Genomic DNA, 17,905 nt, shown 5'->3' on the forward strand with positions numbered 1-17,905 from the left:
TGCGGACTTCGTCAAATTCTCGAACTACCCACGATACTGGCGCGCCCACCGCTCGCACGCACCGGGTCCACTCAGTACTCGAGCCGGCCGAGCAGCATCGTCACGGCGGCGGCCGAGCGGCGATCACCGCTGCGCAGATGCGCGTCCAGCGACTCGGTCAGCAGATCCCTTGCCTTGGCGTGATCGCCGGTACGCAGGAACAACTCCCCAGTGTTCTGGCGCGCGTACGCCACGCAGTGCTCGTCTCCCAGCATCTGGAACAACTCGGTGGCTTCAGTCAAGTGACTGAGTGCCTGCGCCGGTTCCCGCAGCCCGGCCAGCCGTTGCAGCGCGTGTGCTTCGCGGTGCCGGTCACCGATCCGGGCGGACAGTTCCCGTGCGCCGGTCAGCCACCGTTCGGCCGCGGGAAGTCTTTGCTGGGCAAGCAGAGCCGTGCCGATCGCGGTCCGGGCGGCTGCCTCGAAGTGCGGCTGGCCGGTGCGGACGAAGATCCGCAGGGCGTGCCGGTGGTGGCGCAACGCGCCGGCGTAGTCGCCGTGGATCCGGGACGTCGTGCCGATGCCCGCGTGGGCGATTCCTACGCCACTGTAATCATTCTCCTCGGTGAACAGGCGCAACGATTCCCGGGTGGCCGCTTCCGCGTCGGCGTATCGGTCCTGGTAGAGCGCGACCTGCCCCTGGTTGCGCAGCACGATCGCCTCGCCGTGCCGGTCGCCTGCCTGCCGGGCGCCACGCAGCGCGATGTCGTGCGAACGCCGCCACTCGTCGTGCCTGCCGCGCAGGTCGAAATAGGGCGCGGTCACGGCCGGTATCCGCCAGGCGTGGTCCGCCATTTCCAGGTCCTCGGCCACTTGCAGGATGGCCGTGATGGACGGCAGTTCGGCGTCGAACCACGCGACCGGATCGTCAGGGCCGGTGACGACATGGCCGAAGCGAGGCAGGACGCCGAAGTACGACACAGGAATGCGTGTTGCCGCATGTGTTGCCCGCGCGAGGTAACCGTCCAGCACGCGGCGGGCGGCGGCGCGCAGGGCGTGCCGGGATTCGCCGGACAGTCGTTCGGTCGCGTAACACCGGAACAGATCCGGCATCCGATAACGAGACGTGCCGGTCGGATCCACTGAGACGGCAAGGAGGTTGGCGTTCACCAACGTGTCGAGAACGTCGTCCGCGTTCGCCCGGCCGAGCAGCGCCGCGACGGCCCAGCCGGGGAACGAGACCGGGCCGAGCATCCCGGCGAACCGGAACGCCCGGGCCGCCGCCGTGGACAACCGGAGGTAGCTGTCGGTGACGCTCGTCCGGACGGTCAGGCTTCCGGTCGTCAGCTCATCGAGTCTGCCCCGTTCGTCGGCCAGCCGCTCGGCCGCGACCCGCAACGGGACCGACGGGCGGGCCGCGAGCTTGGCGCCGGCCACCCGGATCGCCAGTGGCAGATTGCCGCAGGCCCGCAGGATTTCCCCGGCCCGACGGGGTTCCGCGGCGACGCGGTCGTGACCGGCCACGCGGGCCAGCAGCTCGCGGGCATCCCGGTCGGTCAACGCGTCGACGTGGACGTGCGTGGCGCCGTGCAGTTCGGGCAGCCACGTCCTGCTGGTGATCAGCGCGGCGGAGCGCCCGGACCCCGGCAGCAAGGGCGCGACCTGGCTGGCGTCGGCCGCGTTGTCCAGTACTACCAACAGCTCCCGGCGTGCGAGCACCGAGCGGTACCGCGCCGCGCGTTCGGCAAGGCTTTCCGGAACGTCCTGGACGCCCAGGGCCCTCAACAGGTACTCCAGCACCTCGGCCGGATCCTGGTCGCCCAGTACGACGTGCACCTGGCCATCCGAAAAGGACCGCTCGACACGATGTCCGATATGGACGGCCAGAGTGGACTTCCCGGTGCCGGCCGCCCCGGTCAGCACCACGGCGGACGGCCGCCTGCCGAGATGCCGCTCGACCTCGGCGACGGTCTCCAGCCTGCCGGTGAAGTCCGGGATGTCCATCGGCAGCTGGCAGACCGGGAAAACGCCGGTCCGGATCTCGTCACGCGCTCCGCGCAGCTCCGGGCCCGGCCGGGTGCCCAGTTCCTCGGCCAGCACCCGTTCGGCTTCGCGGTACGCGTGTAATGCTTCGGCGGTCCGTCCGTCGCGGTGCAACGCCTGCACGAGCTGCCGCCAGAGTTCCTCGCGCAACGGGTACTCGGCGAGCAGGCCACGCAGTTCGGGGATGGAGACGTCCGGACTCCGTTCGAGCACCGACAACCGGAGCTCCTCCAGCCGGGCCAGCGTCGGCTCCCACGCCGGGCTGCGGGGCAGGTCGGCCAGGGCCCGGCCGCGCCACAACGCGCTGGCCTCGGCCAGTTCGCCTTGCCGTGCCTTGGCTTCGAAGGTGGTCATGTCGAGCTCGTCCGGGCTGACGGTGACCTGGTAGCCGCCTGGCCGCGTGCGGACCCGGTCGCCGATCCCGGCCCGCAGGGCATGGGCGTACGTGCGGACGTTGGCGACGGCCGACCGGGGCGGCGAACTGGGCCAGAGCACGTCGACCAAGGTGTCGACCGCGACGGTGGTGTTCGGTTCCAGCAACAACGTGGCCAGCAGCATCCTCGGCTTACGGCCGCCCAGCGGGACCGCTCGTCCGCCGACGGTCACCTCCAGGGGACCGAGCACACGGAACGCGATGCTGTCCACGGCGAACCCCCGCTGGGTAGGCGACCGCCCCGATGGTAAATCCTTGACCAGCATGTGGGCTAGGGTTGGTTATTGATTAACCGCGTGGCCGGTTTCCCGCAAGGTCCAGTTCGGCCCCGAGTTCGACAGGCGCGTGACCGACAGGGGAGTGACGTCGATGCGCCAGAACGACTGCGCGGGCGCGTTCAACACGTGCACGACCGCCGCGCGAACGACCGCGGGATGGGTCACCGCGGCGACACGTTCACCGGTTCCTCGCAGGCCCTTCAGCCACTCGCCGACCCGATCGAGAACGTCCCGCACGGACTCGCCGCCGTGAGGCGCCGCGTCGGGATCAGCCAGCCACGAGAAGTCGGTGACCTCGTCGAGGGCACGACCGCGCCAGTCGCCGAAGTCCAGATCGGCCAGGGCATCGTCGACCGTGGCCGGCCAGCCGAACGCGGCCGCGGTCTGTCGGCAGCGCGATTCCGGACCGGTGTGGAATCGGGTGAACCGCCCAAATTCCACGGGGACGATGTCATCCGGTCGTTCCACCGGTTCGTCACCGGGAAAAGCGGCGGCCCGCGTCGCGCGCGTGGCGGCGTGACTGACCAGCACGACGCGCGTCGAGGCATTCGGGTGAGCAGGGTCTTCCAGCGTTGACACAGTGTGCGGCTCCTGCCTACGTTCCTGTGGCCATCGTCGGAGTAAGCCGGTGAGAACCCGGCACGGTCGCGCCACTGTAAGCGGGCTCGCAGCCCGTGAGTCAGACACTCCGGCTGTTCCATCCGAAACCCCATTGGGTCGCGTCAGCCCGAGGAGGTCACACTGTGACTAGCGCAGCAGCACCCGTACCAGTTCCCATTCGTATTCCCGTTCGCGAGATCCTGCCGTGGGCGGCGTTCACCGCCATCCTGTCACTCGTACTGCTGTATTTCGTCGGCAGCGCGCAAGGCGCGGACAGCATGATCCACGAATTCGTGCACGACGGCCGTCATCTGCTCGGTTTCCCGTGCCACTGAGCTCGCCGTGAGAACAGGAAACCTTCTGGTCCGGGGCATGGCCGCCGGACTGCTCGCGGCCGTGCTCGCCTTTGTCTTCGCCTCGGTGTTCGGTGAGCCGCAGGTCGACAACGCCATCGCCGTCGAGGAATCGACGGCCGGCCATGATCATGGCGACGCAGGGGAAGTGGTCAGCCGCGGTGTGCAGAGCACGCTCGGGCTGGCGGTGGCGACAGGCGCGTACGGTCTGGCCTTCGGCGGGCTGTTCGCTCTGGCGTTCGCCTTCGCGTACGGACGGATCGGCACCCTCAGCGCTCGCGCGACCGCCGCTGTCCTGGGAGCCGGCGCGTTCCTGACCGTCTTCCTGGTGCCGTTCCTGAAGTACCCGGCCAATCCACCGGCGGTCGGCCAAGGCGAGACCATCGACGAACGGACCACTTGGTACTTCGTGATGGTGTTGATCTCGGTGGTGGCCGCGACCATGGCCGCGGTGCTGGCCCGCAGGCTCGCGCCGCGCCTCGGCAACTGGAACTCCGCGCTGGCCGGCGCGCTGGGTTACGTCGTGGTGATGGCCGTGATCGCGGTGGTCCTGCCGAGCATCAACGAGGTGCCGCCCGGGTTCCCGGCGAGCCTGCTCTGGGACTTCCGGATCGCGTCCCTCGGCACCCAGCTGATCCTGTGGGCCGGAATTGGACTGCTGTTCGGCGTATTCACGGAGCGCCGCGTCCGGCGTGTCGCCGAAGTTCCCGGATGATAGCCGCTGACCTCGTAATTCAGCAGCTTGTTCGCCGTTTGCCCCCTAATCTCTGGTTAGGGGGCAAACCCTGTGTCCAGCGTCACGTTTGGTGACGTACGATGGGGACACCGAGCTCGGGGATCGCTCGGATGGAGTAACAGGCGAACAACGGGGTAGGGGAACCGTGATGACAACGATGACACAACCGGCTCCGGCCTGGCTGCGGGATCTGGCCGCGGCACGGGCCCACTATGAGGAAACCTTCGGCTGGCCGGTGGCCGTCCAGGTCGGTCAGCGTCAGCTGGCCGTGGCCCTCGGTCAGGTGCTCGACGCGATCACCATGCCTGCCGGCCTGGCGGATCAGGTGCACCAGCAGCTCGGCATCGCCATGCTGGCGGGGCCGGTGATCGCCCACCCGGACGGCGGGCGGTGGACCTTCCTGACCCAGGCGGCGACCATGATTCGTGGGGACATCGTGGACGGCCTGCAAGAACACGACGTGCGGCACGCGGGGGCGGGCGCGTACACGGTCGTTCCGACCGAATCCGGCGACGGGGGCTGGCGCTGGATCAACGAGCCTCGGCGGCACCAGATGCTTCCCTCGGCCTACGCGGTCATCGCCACGGTCCGTCGGCTGTGCGCGGCGGCCAGCGCCGCGGCCTGAGAGTTCTTTTCCCGACCGGGCGGCCTGGTGCCGCCCGGTCATTTTTTCGTGCTGCTGCACATGCACGGGCACGCTGACGTGCTCGGGCAACGGATCGATGAGGCGGTAGGGCCCTAGACGGAGGTGTCGTAGAAAACGATGGCCTCATAGAGCAGATCGCCGTAAGCGGCGGTGAAATGCGTGCGCGTGTATGTGTCGTTGACCGTCTTGATCCCGAGTTCGATGGTCGGCATCGCCTCACCGGGCGCGACGGTCGCCTTGCTGGTACAGGTCCTTGTCCCCAGGGAGCCGGTGCATTTCCAGCCTTCGCCGGTCGCCCCGGTGAAGTGGGTCGCCAGTTCCGTGCCGGTCCTGGGATCCGGTTCTCGCTGCTGGAGTTCGAACTTGATTTTGGGTGAGGTGATCTGTTCGTCGCCGACGTTCTGGAAGACCACGTACATGGTGGTGGCCCGGCGCCAGTGACGGAACAACTTCACCTGCTGACCGCTGGTTGACTGGATCCGGCGGCCGCCCGAGTCGACCTCGACCTCGAGCCATTCCTCCGGCGGAGGTGGTGGTTGCTCCGTCGCCGGGGTCACGGTAGGTGTGTACGGCCCGGTAGTCGTCGGTGGCTGCCGCGGGGGTGATTCCGCCATGCAGCCGGTCAGGACCAACATCGCCAGCAGGATGCGTAACACTCTTCGACATTACCGAAACGGGCCAGGGGCGCGGCTGGAGAGGCCGCGCCCCTGCTTTCCTTCCCCGGTCAGCCGTTCTTCATCACGGTGATCAGTTCACCGGTTGCCGTGTCGCCGGACAGCTCCCAGAAGAAGGAGCCGCCCAGGCCCTGGCTCTTGGCCCAGCCCATCTTCCCGGCGATCGTCGACGGGGTGTCGTAGCTCCACCATTGCGAGCCGCACTTGGCGTACGCCGTCCCGGCGACAGTTCCGGTGGCGGGACACCGGGTTTTGAGGACCTTGTAGTCCTCGATTCCGGCCTCGTACGTTCCGGGTGCCGCACCGGTCGCGGTGCCGCCGGGAGCGGTCTGCGTGACGCCGGTCCAGCCACGGCCGTAGAACCCGATGCCGACCCAGAGCTTGCTCGCCGGTATGCCCTTGGCCTTCAACTTCGCGATGGCCTCGGCTGTGGTGAATCCGGCCTGGGGAATCCCGGTGTACGGCGTCAGCGGCGAGTGCGGGGCGGTCGGGCCGGTGGCGGCCCACGCGCCGAAGAAGTCGTACGTCATCACGTTGTACCAGTTGAAGTACTGCGCGGCTGAGGCGTAGTTCGCCTTGTCGATCTTGCCGCCCGCTGACGCGTCCGCCGTGATCGCCGCGGTCACCAGCTGCGAACCGAAACGGCCGCGCAGGGCCTGGGCGAGCCGGGTCAACGCCTCGGGCCCGCTGGTGTCACAGGTCAGCCCGCACGCGTTGGGGTACTCCCAGTCGATGTCGATGCCGTCGAACACGCCCGCCCAGCGCGGGTCGTTGACCAGGTTGTAGCAGGAGTTCGCGAAGGCCGTGGGGTTCTGCGCGGCCTGGCCGAAGCCACCGGACCAGGTCCAGCCGCCGAACGAGAACAGCACCTTGATCTGCGGGTACATCTTCTTCAGCTTGCGCAGCTGGTTGAAGTTTCCGCGCAACGCGCCCGCGTCCCACGTGTCCGACGTACCGTCCACACTGGACGCGGCATCGTAGAACCTGTCGTAGTCGGCGTACGTGTCGCCGAGGACGCACTGGCCGTTGGTCACGTTGCCGAACGCGTAGTTGATGTGCGTCAGCTTCGCGGCCGAACCGCTCGTGTGGATGTTCTTCACGTGGTAATTGCGCTGGTAGACACCCCATTGGGCGAAATAGCCGAGGACGTTGCCGTTCGGGGCGGCCGCTGCCGTGGGCGTCGAGGCCGGCGGGACGGTCACGACCGCGACTGCCGTGACCAGGGCGCTGGCGAAAGCGAGGAGCCTTCTGGACATGCGTTCTCCGTAGGTGACGCGGTGCGTCGCCGCACCGCACCCAGCAGGGAACCGCTGAGCCCGCGCCTGGCCGGCGGTTGGGTCGAACGTCCTTCACGGTAGGTGGACTAGACCAATACGTCAATGGTCAACAGGACAGGCCACGATGAGGGGCATGGACGTCACCATCGCCGATGACCACATCCGGTTCCTGCGCTACGAGTTCCGTGGCGCGTCCGTGCACCCGCACGGCACGCTGACGGCCGCGCAGATCCGCGGCGTCAACTGGAAGCTCGCCCCGCCGGAGATCCGGACCGTACTGGGCGAAACGCTGTTCGTGCCCGCCGGTCAACGGCAGGAACTGGAACAGTTCTGCCGGCGCAACGACATCGCCTTCGACCGTCGCCTGGACGCCTGGGGCAACCTGCTCGAACCGTTCCTGGACACCAAGATCAGCGACGAGACGGCGGACGCCACCGACGAACGGCTCCGCAAGGCGGGGTTCGACTTCGGTGAGATCGCGGAGATCCGGCTGCGGATCGCGCCGCTGATGAAGGCCTACAACATCGACAGCATGCTGTGGGACTGGGCGAACCTGGGGCTCTACGACCTGCTCCGAGCGGTGTCCGGGCATCTGGTGCCCGCTGGCCTGCCCGCCACGCTCGGCGACCCGGCCGAGGTTTACGCCTGGGCGCAGGAGATCGCGGACCGGCCGTTCACCAGTGGCCGTCCTCCAGCATCCGCTTGAGCACCTTGCCGGTCGCGTTGCGCGGCAGGGCTTCCACGAACACCACGTCCCGGGGAACGGCGAACCGGGCCAGCCGCTGATGTACGTAGGCCTGCACGGTTTCCGCGTCCAGGCGTGCGCCTGGGCGCAGCACGATGTACGCGGCAAGCCGTTGCCCGTACTCGTTGTCCGGCACGCCGACCACCGCGGCCTCGTGAACCTGGGGGAGTGCGGTCAACGCGTCCTCGACCGGTCGCGGGAAGACGTTCTCGCCGCCGGACACGATCATCTCGTCGTCCCGGCCCGCGACGAACAAACGCCCGTCAGCGTCCAGATAACCGCGGTCCCCCGTGTCCATCAGGGAGTGTCGCAATGCGAGGTTCGCACCGTTGGTGTAGCCGTCGAACAGCATGTCGTTGCCGACGAAGATCCGCCCGACCGCGCCGGGCGGAGCGGGATGCCCGTCCCTGTCCAGGATCCCGATGCGTGTGCCGTTGGGCGGCAACCCGGCCGTCGTGCGTGCGGCCCGTAGGTCCGTCGGGTCGGCGATGGTCGCCCACGACACTTCGGTGGAGCCGTACAGGTTGTAGAGCACGTCTCCGAACGTGTTCATGAACTGCTCGACCAGTCGTCCCGGCAGCGCCGAACCGCTGCTCGCCACGACCCGCAATGACGACGTGTCGTAACGGGATCGCACGTGGTCCGGCAGATCAAGCATGCGCTGCAACATGATCGGCACCGCGAACATCGACGTGCAGCGGTGCTCGTGGATCGCCTGGAGTGCGGCTTCCGGGTCGAAACGGCGTTGCAGCACCAGACTTGCCCGCAGCGGCATGCCGAGTTGCATCGCGGCCAGGCCCCACGTGTGGAACAGCGGCGCGGCGATGAGCATCTTCTCCTCGGCCCGCAACGGAATCCGGGACAGCACCGCGGCGGCGTCGGCGAGGCCGCGTGGCGTCGGCCTGCGAGCACCCTTGGGCGGTCCGGAGGTGCCGGACGTCAGCACCACGATCCGGCCGGGCCGCTTGGGCGGCGTGAGCCTGTCCGCCGGCGCGCCGGCGATCAGGTCCTCGGTCGTCGGGCCGGAACCGGTTTCCTCCGGCCAGGTCCGCACGCGCGGCAACTCCGGCGGCAGATACGTGGCCAGGCCGGCGAACTCGTCGTCGGCCAGCAACAGGACCGGGTCGTGGTTGCGGACGACCTCGGCGACCTGGTTGGCGGCCAGGCCCGTGTTCATCAGCACGACTTCGGCGCCGAGCTTGCCGCACGCGATGAACGCCTCCAGCATCGCACCGTGGTTACGGCACATCAGCGCGACCCGCGATCCGGCCGTCACCCGGTACCGGGACAGGGCGTTGGCCAGCCGGTTGGTCCGCTCGTCCACTTCGGCGAACGTGTGCGATCTCCGCTCGTCGCGGTAGGCGAGTTCGTGCGGTCCACGTGCCGCGGATGCCTGGTAGCCGCCGACGATCGTCGCGCCCCACCTGGCCAGTGACGCGAGCTGACGTACCGTCCGATCAGGCCGGGCCGGGCGCAGCACACCGGCCTTGACCAGGGTTTTCGCGATGCTGAGGGTCGATCCGCGAGCGGACGCGGGATCGCGGGGCGCCGGCGGCAGCGTGGCGGGAACGCCGTCGAGGTGATCACTCAGGCGGGCGAGTGCGTCGTCGATCCTGCGCCGCAGCGCCGTCACGTTCTGGTCGTCGGACGCCAGCGACAGCAGCACGCCGATCTCGGTGCCGCCCTTGTCGGTGTGCCGGAGCCTGATCGACAGCCGGTGCGTCTGCCGCTTCACGCTGGACCACACGAGGTGCTCGTCGCGGCGGAAGATCAGCAGCTCGACCTCGTCCTCATGGTCCGTACGCACCAGATAACGCGCGCCGCGGCCCGGGTGTGGCGTCAAACGCTCACACCAGCTCAACCCACGGACATAGCGTGGGTACAGTTCCGGGTCGCTGATCACCTCCCACACCCGAGCGGGTGGTTGGCGCACGACCGCTCGCGTTTCAACGCTGTCGGCTCGCATACCTACTGATGAGTAGCAGTGTTCCGCCAATCAGCGCAAGTCACCCCTCGTGAGTGTTTATCGGGGTTAGAACACGGATAAACACTCACGAGGTGGTTCGGTGGCGCAGGATCGCCGCGGCCCATTCGCACCATTCGGCCTGGTCGTCGTGGTACATCTTGCCGCGGGTGCCGGCCAGGTACGGGCCCACGTTGTCGGCCGACGCCAGGAAGTCCGCCTCCGGCTTGTCGCCGCGCAGCTTCTCGAGCTGGGCGGCCAGGAACTCGGCCTTGGCACGGGACTGCGCGGCGCGGTCCTCCAGCTGTTTGATCAAGGTGTCCGGGTCGGCGGCCTGCTCGGCGTAGGCCTTGACCATGAGGTCGTCCCGGATCGAGGTGGGCTTGGTCGGCGCGCCGGTGAACCGGGTCAGCTCGTCGCGGCCCGCGTCGGTCAACGCGAACACGCGCTTGTTCGGCCGGCCCTGCTGGACCACCTCGTGCCCGGTGAGCAGGCCGTCGGCCTCGAGTTTGCCGAGTTCGGCGTAGAGCTGCTGGGACGAGGCGTGCCAGAACGAGGACGCGCCGAGGTCGAACAGCTTGCTCAGCTGGTAGCCGCTCAGCTCGCGGTCCAGCAGCGCTGCCAGCAGAGCGTGCCGGAGTGCCATGTGTCTCCCGTCTCTTGTGGAGATGATACTCAAGGATATGATTAGTCAAGAAATTGAGTAGTGGGAGGCGCGTGTGAAGCTCGGATTCCACACCGGCTACTGGTCGTCGGGCCCGCCCGCGGGCGTCGAGCAGGCCATCGCCGAGGCCGAACGGCTGGGCCTCGACTCGATCTGGACGGCGGAGGCGTACGGCTCCGACTGCCTGACGCCGCTGGCGTGGTGGGGTTCGAAGACCACGACCGTGCGGCTCGGCACGAACATCCTGCAGATGTCCGCGCGAACGCCCACCGCGACCGCGATGGCCGCGCTGACGTTGGACCACCTCTCCGGCGGCCGGTTCGTGCTGGGGATCGGCGCCTCCGGGCCGCAGGTCGTCGAAGGCTGGTACGGCCAGTCGTACCCGAGGCCGCTCGCGCGCACCCGGGAGTACTTCGACATCGTGCGCAAGGTCGTCGCGCGCGAACGGGTGGAGTACGCCGGGAAGTTCTTCCAGTTGCCGTACCAGGGCGGCGCCGGACTGGGCAAACCGCTGAAGTCCACCGTGCATCCACTCCGGACGGACATCCCGATCTTCCTCGCCGCCGAGGGCCCGAAGAACGTCGCGCTGGCCGCCGAGATCGCCGACGGCTGGCTGCCGATGTTCTTCTCGCCGCGCAGCAACGACTTCTACCGCGCCGCACTGCGGAACGGCTTCTCCCAGCCGGGTGCGCGGCACGACTGGGACACCTTCGAGGTGCCCGCGTTCCTGCCGGTGGTCGTCAACGACGACGTCGAGAAGGCCGCCGACTGGGTACGCCCGATGCTCGCGCTGTACATCGGCGGAATGGGCGCGAAGGGCGCCAACTTCCACTTCGACGTGTTCGTGCGCCTGGGCTACGAGGCCGAGTGTCAGAAGATCCAGGAACTCTATCTGGACGGCCACAAGGCGGAGGCGGTCGCGGCCGTGCCGACCCGGATGGTCGAGGACATCGCCCTGGTCGGGCCGCTGGCCAAGGTCCGGGACGAACTAGCCGCCTGGCGGGAAAGCGTGGTCACCTCATTGCTGGTCAACACGGACGTGCCGACGTTGCGTGCGCTCGCGGAAATCGTCGCATGAGCACGGTCGCGGCTGAGCCGAGCGCGCAGGGGCAATGGGAAGCGTGGAAGCGTAAGGAGTTGCCTCCCGCCGAGCAGGTGAGGCCCGGCCTGTGGTCGGTTCCTGTGCCCATCCCGCACAACCCCTTGCGGTACACCATCACCTATCTTTCGGTCGCGGACGACGGCGTCGTGGTCGTCGATCCAGGCTGGTTCGCCACCGAGACGTGGGACGCCTTGGTCGCCGGGCTGTCCACCGCCGGTGCCTCAGTGTCCGATGTGGTAGGTGTGGTGGTCACGCACATCCACGCGGATCACCACGGCCTGAGCGCCCGGCTGAAGCAGGAATCCGGTGCGTGGATCGCGATGCACCCGGCCGAGCGGGAAGTGCTCCCGGCTCGCCTCGCCGCGACGACAGTGTCCTCGTTCGACCGTGACTGGCTGCGTTCCTCCGGTGTGCCCACGGACGTCGCGGCGAAGCTCAGCTTCGACGCCGAGTCCATGAAGCCGTTCATGGAACTGGCCATGCCGGACATCCTGCTCGCAGACGGCGACCTCGTCCCGTCCCGGGCCATGCGGGCAGTGTGGACGCCTGGGCACACCCCTGGCCATATCTGCCTGTACGACCAGGAACGCGGTGTTCTGCTGACCGGTGATCACGTGCTGCCGCGGATCAGCCCGAACATCGGCATGATGGTCGGCGACGACGATCCGTTGTCCAGCTACATCGCTTCCCTGGAACGGATCGCCGCGTTCGACGACGCCGAAGTCCTGCCCGCGCACGAATACCGCTTCCACGGCGTCGCCCGCCGGACGCTCGCGCTGATCCGGCACCACCAGGACCGCTGTGACGAGATCACCCGTGTGCTGCGGGAAAACGGCGAGTCCACGACGTGGGAGATCACCGAACGGCTCACGTGGTCGCGCGGCTGGGAGAACGTCCGCGGCATCATGCGCCGCAGCGCCGTCGCGGAGACGGGCGCGCACCTGCAATACATGCGCAAGCACGGGGCCGTCGAACTGGTGGATGGTGAGGTGCGCCGCTGGCGGGCCGGGATGTGACCCGCCGGCCAATGCCCGAGCCGCTGAGCCGCGACAGTTAGCCCTTGCGCTAACTGTCGCGGCTCGTAATACTTAGCCGCGTGGCACAGTATTCGGCGCATCTGGACGGTGTGTTCGTCGCCCTCGCTGACCCGACCAGGCGTGCTGTCGTGCGGCGCCTCGGCCGCGGGCCGGCGAGCGTCGGCGACCTCGCCCGTGAGTTCCCGATGACCCTCCCGTCCTTCATGAAGCACGTGCGGACGCTCGAATCGAACGGGCTCATCCGCACGGTCAAATCAGGCCGGGTGCGTACCTGCGTGCTCAACCGCGAGCGGCTCGGCCTCGTCGAGGACTGGCTCGCGGAGCAGCGCCGGATCTGGGAAGAGCGCACTGACCGCCTCGAACAGTTCGTCACCGCCCCGGAGGAGAACCCGCAGTGAATCCCGATCTCGACCTTGGCGTGGAACGGATCATCCGCGCCCCGCGTGCGACCGTGTGGCGCGCGTGGACCGACCCGGCGCGGCTGGAACAGTGGTGGATCCCGGCTCCCGCCCGGTGCCGCGTGGAACGCCTGGACGTGCGGCCCGGCGGGGCGTTCCGCACGCGGATGAGCGACGACGGGACCGAGTTCGTCCCGCACCTGGACGCGTGTTTCCTCGCCGTCGACGAACTGGAGCGGATCGTGTTCACCAACGCGGTCGACAGCACGTGGCGTCCGGCGAATCCCGCTCCGGTCGCGATGACCGCCACGGTCACGCTGACCGACCACCCGGACGGCACGGACTACCGGGTCGTCGTGCGGCACGGCGACCCGGATGCCCGCGCGCACCACGAGAAGCTCGGCTTCGCCGACGGCTGGGGTTCGGTCACCGGCCAGTTGGCAGCGGTCGCCGAAAGCATGGTCTCGCGATGAAGCTGGCCCTCATCCAGTTCGTCACGCTGGACGGCGTCAGCCAGGGCCCCGGCTCGCCCGACGAGGACACCAGCGACGGTTTCACCCGGGGCGGCTGGCTCGTTCCCCACATCGACGAGCGGTTCGTCCAGCGCACGTCGGACTGGCTCGACCTCGCCGACGGCCTGCTGCTCGGACGGCGGACCTACGAGGCGTTCGCGCGTGACTGGCCACGGATCACCGATCCGGCGGATCCGTTCACCAAGCGGATGAACGCGCTGCCGAAGTACGTCGTGTCGGACACCCTCACCGAGGCGACCTGGGAACCCGTGACTGTGCTCGACGGCGATCCGATTCAGGCGGTCGCCGGACTGAAGGCGCGACCGGGACGGGAACTGCAGATCCACGGCAGCTCCCGGCTGGGCGACACGCTTCTGGCCGCGGGCCTGGTCGACATCCTCCGCTTGGTGGTCGCGCCCACCGTGCTCCGGTCGGGACGGCGACTGGTCACGGGCGCAGGCGCGTCGTCCGGTCTGCGCCTGATCGGCCACGAGGCAACGCCGAACGGGCTGGTGATCCTCGAATACGAGACGAAAGGCGAAGCGCCCCAAGCGGAATACGAGGGCGTCGCCGCCTTCGTGCGGTGAATCCGCTTGCGTGGCAAGGCACAGACAAGCCGCCGCCGGCGCGTCACAACGGTGACACGCCGGCGGCGGAGGGGTACGTCAGGCGTCTTCGCCGAGGTCGGCGAGAGCCTGCTTGACCTTGGCCATCTCGGCCTCGAGCTCACGCAGGCGCGACTCGTGCTGCTCGCGGGCCGCGGTGATCACCTCGTCGATCTTCTCGGCGATCTCCGGGTGCAGTTCCTGGGCGGCCTTGGCCACGGCGGCGGCCGGGATCGTGAGGCCCTGCACGACGCGCGTGGTGCCGTGCATCAGGTCTGCCTGCCACGCACCGTCCAGGCTGCCCGTCACCGTCAGGGTGAGCTCGACGGTCCGGGTCTTCTTCGCGGTGCTCTTGGTCCGGGTGGCGCGCTTGGGCTTCTCCTCGACTGCGGCTTCCTCGGCAGCGGGAGCTTCGGTGCCCTGTCCGTTGGTCGAGGCAGGCACCTCCTCGTCACCGGGAGCGCTTGCCGCCTCGGCGGTAGGAGCGGTCATCCTGGTCCTTTCGTGGTCACGTGGAGGGGGTATCACATCCTAGAACACGTGTTCGACCGTGTGTGCTCCAGGGGGCGTCAAGACACTATCCCGATAGGGTGCACCGGGTGAGCGGAGGCCTGCTGGTGGCCGGCACGTCGTCGGATGCCGGGAAGAGTGTGCTGGTCGCCGGGCTGTGCCGGTGGCTGGCCCGGCAGGGCGTGCGGGTCGCGCCGTTCAAGGCGCAGAACATGTCGAACAACTCCGTCGTGACGATGGAGGGCGGGGAGATCGGCCGGGCGCAGGCGTTGCAGGCCGCGGCCGCCGGAGTGGTCCCGAGTGTCCGGTTCAACCCGGTTCTGCTCAAACCGGGCGGGGACCGGACGTCCCAGGTGGTGCTGCTGGGCAAGGCGATCGGGCAGGCCACCGCGCTGTCCTATCGGGACCGCAAGCCCGAGTTGTTCGAGACCGTCCTGGCCACTTTGGAAGGGCTGCGGGCCGAGTACGACGTCGTCATCTGCGAGGGCGCGGGCTCGCCGGCGGAGATCAACCTGCGGGCCGACGACATCGCCAACATGGGCCTGGCCAGGGCCGCCGACCTGCCTGTCCTGGTGGTCGGCGACATCGACCGCGGCGGCGTCTTCGCCCATCTGTACGGCACGGTCGCCTTGCTCTCACCCGCTGACCAAGCGCTTGTCTCCGGGTTCGTGATCAACAAGTTCCGCGGCGACCCGGCCCTGCTGCGGCCCGGGCTGGACCAGATCCAGCGGATCACCGGGCGGCCGGTGCTCGGGGTGCTGCCGTGGGACGCCGGGCTGTGGCTGGACGCGGAGGATTCCCTGTCCTACACGGCGGACGGCGTGGTGGGCAGGCCACGGCCGCCGGTGGGCAACCAGTGGCTGAGGGTCGCGGTCGTCCGGCTGCCCAGGATCTCCAACGGCACGGACGTCGAAGCGCTGGCCTGCGAGCCCGGCGTGTCGGTCCGGTTCGTGACCGAGCCGTCCCGGCTGGCGGACGCCGACCTGGTCGTGATCCCGGGCTCGAAGGCCACAGTGCACGACCTGGAATGGTTGCGGCACACCGGACTCGCCGACGCGATCGCCGGACACGCGAAGAGCGGGCTGCCGGTGGCCGGGATCTGCGGCGGGTTCCAGATGCTGGGCACCAAGATCACCGATTTGTATGAGTCCGGTACCGGCACGACGGCCGGGCTCGGCCTGCTCGACGTCGAGTTCGAGTTCGTGCCCGACAAGATCCTGCGCCGCCCGGACGGGTTCGTTTTCGGCAAGGCCGCGACCGGCTACGAGATCCACCACGGCACAGTGGTGAACCAGCCCGCCGAAGGCCTCGTGACCTTGCCGGACGGTTCACCCGAAGGCGTCGTCGACGGGGCGGTCATCGGCACGCACTGGCATGGCCTGCTGGAGAACGACGAACCCCGGCGCGAGTTCCTGCGCTGGGCCGCGGGGCACGCCGGACGGGACTTCGTGCCCGCGGCGGACACGTCCTTCGCGGCGATCCGGGAAGCCCAGCTGGATCTGCTCGGTGACCTCGTCGCCGAGCACATCGACACCGACGTCCTGCGTCAGCTGCTCGCCGACGGTGCGCCGTCAGGACTGCCCGTGCTGCCGCCAGGGGTGAACTGAGCGGTGATGTCCAGCCCGCCGTCCGGGCAGGCGACACACGACAGCGTTCCGCCGTGCGCGTCGACCACCGCACGCACGATCGACAGGCCCAGTCCGGTGCCACGGCCCCGGCCCGCTCCACGGACGAACGGTTCGAACAACGTGTTCACCTCAGCCGGGTCGACGAGCGGGCCCGAATTGGTGATGTGCAGGGAAGACGGTCTGGTGCGCACGGTGATGTGCCCGCCGGCATGGTTGTGGCGCACGGCGTTGTCCACGAGATTGCGGACCATCCGGTCGAGCAGGACGGGCTCACCGCGGATCGGAGCGGGCTGTAGGTCGCGGCGAACCTCGACGCCGTCGACCGTGCTGAGTGCCTCGGCGGCCAACGAAGCGAGGTCGACGACCCGCTGTTTGCGCACCCCGGTCTGGCTTCTGGCCAGGATGAGCAGCCCGTCGAGCGTCCGCTGGCTGTGCTCGACCGCGTCGCTGACGTCGACCGCCATGGACAGCAACTCGTCCTGCGTGGGCTTTCCGTCCAGTGTCACGTCAATTGCCGTGCGCATGGTGGTCAACGGCGTGCGCAGCTCGTGGGCCGCGTTCGCGACGAACATGCGTTGGCTTTCCAGCAAACGGTCGCGTTCGGCCACACCGGACTGGATACGGTCGAGCATGCTGTTGATCGTCTTCGCCAGCGTGGCCAGTTCATCGGCCGGTGCGGGCACGGGAACGCGCGCGGACAGGTCCTCCGCGGACAGCCGGTGGGCCGTGGCGGACACGTCCCGGATCGGCCGCAGCACCCGTCCGGCGACCAACCAGCCCAGCGCGGCCGCGAGAACGGCCACGATCCCGAGCGCGATCGCGGACCGGGTCAGCAAGTCAGTCATGGTCTGGGCGTGCATGTCCGCGAGGAACCCGGCGACGTCCGCGGGGTTGAACGGCGGTCCGACGCCCTTCGTCACGACCACCTTGGGCCGGTCGCGTTGGACCAGGACGAAGGTGAGCGCGATCAGCACGAGGCCCGCGATGAGGACCAGGCCCGTGTAGAGCAGGGCCAGCCTGCCGCGTGCGGTCATGTCGCGACGCGGTATCCGGCGCCGGTCACGGTCTGGATGACGGGTGGATCGCCGAGCTTGCGGCGCAACGTGCCGACCGTGATCCGCACGGCGTTGGTGAACGGGTCGGCGTGTTCGTCCCACACCTTGTCCAGCAGGGTTTCCGCGCTGACGACGTCACCCGCGGCCATCAACAACCGTTCCAGCACACCGAATTCCTTCGGCGTCAGGTGCAGCAGCACGCCACCGCGCTCCACGGTGCGCCGGGCGGGGTCGAGCACGATGCCGGCCGCACGCAACACCGGCGGCCGGGCCGGAGTGGCTCGACGGGCCAACGCGCGCACGCGGGCGACCAGTTCGGTGAACGCGAACGGCTTGCCCAGGTAGTCATCGGCGCCAAGGGTGAGGCCGTCCACCCGATCCTCGACCGTGCCCGACGCGGTGAGCATGAGAATCCGTGACGTTCCGAGGTCCGCCAGGTGTCTGCACACGGTGTCGCCGTGCACCACTGGCAGATCACGATCCAGCACCACCACGTCGTACGGCGTCAGCTCCACTTTGGCCAGAGCGGTCCGGCCGTCCGGCGCGACATCGACGACGCACCCGTGCTTGCGCAAGCCCGCGGCGATGTAACCGGCCAGCGGCTGCTCGTCCTCGACCAGCAACACCCGCATCGTGCCAAGTATCCGCGGACGGCATATGGATTTCGT

Annotated in this window: 19 protein-coding genes; 10 read left to right on the plus strand and 9 right to left on the minus strand. The window is 68.7% G+C overall.

Going from position 1 to position 17,905, the window contains the following annotated elements; genetic code table 11:
- Positions 1–71 precede the first annotated feature (71 nt).
- Positions 72–2,666: an AfsR/SARP family transcriptional regulator gene (locus tag GC106_RS00940; protein ID WP_173123317.1), complete on the minus strand. Its 2,595-nt coding sequence runs from the start codon at positions 2,664–2,666 to the stop codon at positions 72–74.
- 69 nt (positions 2,667–2,735) lie between these two features.
- The gene (locus GC106_RS00945; protein ID WP_217279917.1) at positions 2,736–3,311 is read right to left on the minus strand and encodes a histidine phosphatase family protein; all 576 of its coding nucleotides are present in this window, start codon (positions 3,309–3,311) and stop codon (positions 2,736–2,738) included.
- Between the two features lie 164 nt (positions 3,312–3,475).
- Between GC106_RS00945 and GC106_RS00950 the strand changes: the two genes are divergently transcribed.
- The 3 genes from GC106_RS00950 (at position 3,476) to GC106_RS00960 (ending at position 5,046) form a co-directional block, all read left to right on the plus strand.
- Entirely contained in the window at positions 3,476–3,667 is a 192-nt protein-coding gene (locus tag GC106_RS00950) for a CbtB domain-containing protein (protein ID WP_173123319.1), read from the plus strand.
- Positions 3,668–3,674: 7 nt separating this feature from the next.
- A complete protein-coding gene (locus GC106_RS00955; RefSeq protein WP_173123321.1) occupies positions 3,675–4,400 on the plus strand; it encodes a CbtA family protein in 726 nt (241 codons plus the stop codon).
- Positions 4,401–4,569: 169 nt separating this feature from the next.
- The gene (locus tag GC106_RS00960) at positions 4,570–5,046 is read left to right on the plus strand and encodes a hypothetical protein (RefSeq protein WP_173123323.1); all 477 of its coding nucleotides are present in this window, start codon (positions 4,570–4,572) and stop codon (positions 5,044–5,046) included.
- Between the two features lie 113 nt (positions 5,047–5,159).
- Here GC106_RS00960 and GC106_RS00965 read toward each other — a convergent pair whose 3' ends face one another.
- Entirely contained in the window at positions 5,160–5,624 is a 465-nt protein-coding gene (locus GC106_RS00965; protein ID WP_173123325.1) for a hypothetical protein, read from the minus strand.
- A 167-nt stretch (positions 5,625–5,791) separates the two neighbouring features.
- Positions 5,792–6,997: a glycoside hydrolase family 18 protein gene (locus GC106_RS00970; RefSeq protein WP_173123327.1), complete on the minus strand. Its 1,206-nt coding sequence runs from the start codon at positions 6,995–6,997 to the stop codon at positions 5,792–5,794.
- A 154-nt stretch (positions 6,998–7,151) separates the two neighbouring features.
- Between GC106_RS00970 and GC106_RS00975 the strand changes: the two genes are divergently transcribed.
- Complete coding sequence (locus GC106_RS00975; protein ID WP_173123329.1) at positions 7,152–7,724, plus strand: hypothetical protein; 573 nt, start codon at positions 7,152–7,154, stop codon at positions 7,722–7,724.
- Here the strand turns inward: GC106_RS00975 and GC106_RS00980 are convergent.
- Entirely contained in the window at positions 7,693–9,729 is a 2,037-nt protein-coding gene (locus GC106_RS00980; RefSeq protein WP_173123331.1) for an AMP-binding protein, read from the minus strand. The two genes, GC106_RS00975 and GC106_RS00980, sit on opposite strands and share 32 nt — an antisense overlap.
- An 85-nt stretch (positions 9,730–9,814) precedes the next feature.
- Positions 9,815–10,372: a PadR family transcriptional regulator gene (locus GC106_RS00985; RefSeq protein ID WP_173123333.1), complete on the minus strand. Its 558-nt coding sequence runs from the start codon at positions 10,370–10,372 to the stop codon at positions 9,815–9,817.
- Between the two features lie 73 nt (positions 10,373–10,445).
- Here GC106_RS00985 and GC106_RS00990 point away from each other — a divergent pair, with 73 nt between their 5' ends.
- The 5 genes from GC106_RS00990 to GC106_RS01010 all read left to right on the plus strand — a co-directional run bounded on the left by GC106_RS00990 (position 10,446) and on the right by GC106_RS01010 (position 14,026).
- Positions 10,446–11,468: an LLM class F420-dependent oxidoreductase gene (locus GC106_RS00990; protein WP_173123335.1), complete on the plus strand. Its 1,023-nt coding sequence runs from the start codon at positions 10,446–10,448 to the stop codon at positions 11,466–11,468.
- A complete protein-coding gene (locus tag GC106_RS00995; RefSeq protein WP_173123337.1) occupies positions 11,465–12,508 on the plus strand; it encodes an MBL fold metallo-hydrolase in 1,044 nt (347 codons plus the stop codon). The genes GC106_RS00990 and GC106_RS00995 overlap by 4 nt, the downstream gene beginning before the upstream one ends.
- 80 nt (positions 12,509–12,588) lie before the next feature.
- On the plus strand, positions 12,589–12,927 hold the full coding sequence (locus GC106_RS01000) for an ArsR/SmtB family transcription factor (protein ID WP_173123339.1): 339 nt from the start codon (positions 12,589–12,591) through the stop codon (positions 12,925–12,927).
- Positions 12,924–13,400, plus strand: a complete 477-nt coding sequence (locus tag GC106_RS01005; RefSeq protein WP_173123341.1) for an SRPBCC domain-containing protein — start codon at positions 12,924–12,926, stop codon at positions 13,398–13,400. Before GC106_RS01000 ends, GC106_RS01005 begins: the two co-directional genes overlap by 4 nt.
- Positions 13,397–14,026, plus strand: coding sequence for a dihydrofolate reductase family protein (locus GC106_RS01010; RefSeq protein ID WP_173123343.1), 630 nt, complete (start codon positions 13,397–13,399; stop codon positions 14,024–14,026). The genes GC106_RS01005 and GC106_RS01010 overlap by 4 nt, the downstream gene beginning before the upstream one ends.
- A gap of 78 nt (positions 14,027–14,104) precedes the next feature.
- Here GC106_RS01010 and GC106_RS01015 read toward each other — a convergent pair whose 3' ends face one another.
- Entirely contained in the window at positions 14,105–14,536 is a 432-nt protein-coding gene (locus GC106_RS01015) for a DUF6319 family protein (protein ID WP_173123345.1), read from the minus strand.
- 107 nt (positions 14,537–14,643) lie between these two features.
- Between GC106_RS01015 and GC106_RS01020 the strand changes: the two genes are divergently transcribed.
- Positions 14,644–16,161: a cobyric acid synthase gene (locus tag GC106_RS01020; RefSeq protein WP_173123347.1), complete on the plus strand. Its 1,518-nt coding sequence runs from the start codon at positions 14,644–14,646 to the stop codon at positions 16,159–16,161.
- Here the strand turns inward: GC106_RS01020 and GC106_RS01025 are convergent.
- Both GC106_RS01025 and GC106_RS01030 read right to left on the minus strand, forming a co-directional pair.
- Positions 16,101–17,216, minus strand: a complete 1,116-nt coding sequence (locus GC106_RS01025) for a sensor histidine kinase (protein WP_173123349.1) — start codon at positions 17,214–17,216, stop codon at positions 16,101–16,103. The two genes, GC106_RS01020 and GC106_RS01025, sit on opposite strands and share 61 nt — an antisense overlap.
- Positions 17,213–17,869 (minus strand): response regulator transcription factor, encoded by a 657-nt coding sequence (locus tag GC106_RS01030; RefSeq protein ID WP_173123351.1) that lies wholly within the window; start codon positions 17,867–17,869, stop codon positions 17,213–17,215. Before GC106_RS01030 ends, GC106_RS01025 begins: the two co-directional genes overlap by 4 nt.
- Between the last annotated feature and the right edge of the window lie 36 nt (positions 17,870–17,905).

It is taken from the genome of Kibdelosporangium persicum (assembly GCF_013280595.1).
GTDB lineage: Bacteria > Actinomycetota > Actinomycetes > Mycobacteriales > Pseudonocardiaceae > Kibdelosporangium > Kibdelosporangium persicum.

Excerpts from the sequence above, each read along its gene's own strand:
- GC106_RS00960 (WP_173123323.1), top strand. The coding sequence starts at position 4,570 with ATGACAACGATGACACAACCGGCTCCGGCCTGGCTGCGGGATCTGGCC.
- GC106_RS00970 (WP_173123327.1), bottom strand. The coding sequence starts at position 6,997 with ATGTCCAGAAGGCTCCTCGCTTTCGCCAGCGCCCTGGTCACGGCAGTC.
- GC106_RS00975 (WP_173123329.1), top strand. The coding sequence starts at position 7,152 with ATGGACGTCACCATCGCCGATGACCACATCCGGTTCCTGCGCTACGAG.
- GC106_RS00980 (WP_173123331.1), bottom strand. The coding sequence starts at position 9,729 with ATGCGAGCCGACAGCGTTGAAACGCGAGCGGTCGTGCGCCAACCACCC.
- GC106_RS00985 (WP_173123333.1), bottom strand. The coding sequence starts at position 10,372 with ATGGCACTCCGGCACGCTCTGCTGGCAGCGCTGCTGGACCGCGAGCTG.
- GC106_RS00995 (WP_173123337.1), top strand. The coding sequence starts at position 11,465 with ATGAGCACGGTCGCGGCTGAGCCGAGCGCGCAGGGGCAATGGGAAGCG.
- GC106_RS01010 (WP_173123343.1), top strand. The coding sequence starts at position 13,397 with ATGAAGCTGGCCCTCATCCAGTTCGTCACGCTGGACGGCGTCAGCCAG.
- GC106_RS01015 (WP_173123345.1), bottom strand. The coding sequence starts at position 14,536 with ATGACCGCTCCTACCGCCGAGGCGGCAAGCGCTCCCGGTGACGAGGAG.
- GC106_RS01025 (WP_173123349.1), bottom strand. The coding sequence starts at position 17,216 with ATGACCGCACGCGGCAGGCTGGCCCTGCTCTACACGGGCCTGGTCCTC.
- GC106_RS01030 (WP_173123351.1), bottom strand. The coding sequence starts at position 17,869 with ATGCGGGTGTTGCTGGTCGAGGACGAGCAGCCGCTGGCCGGTTACATC.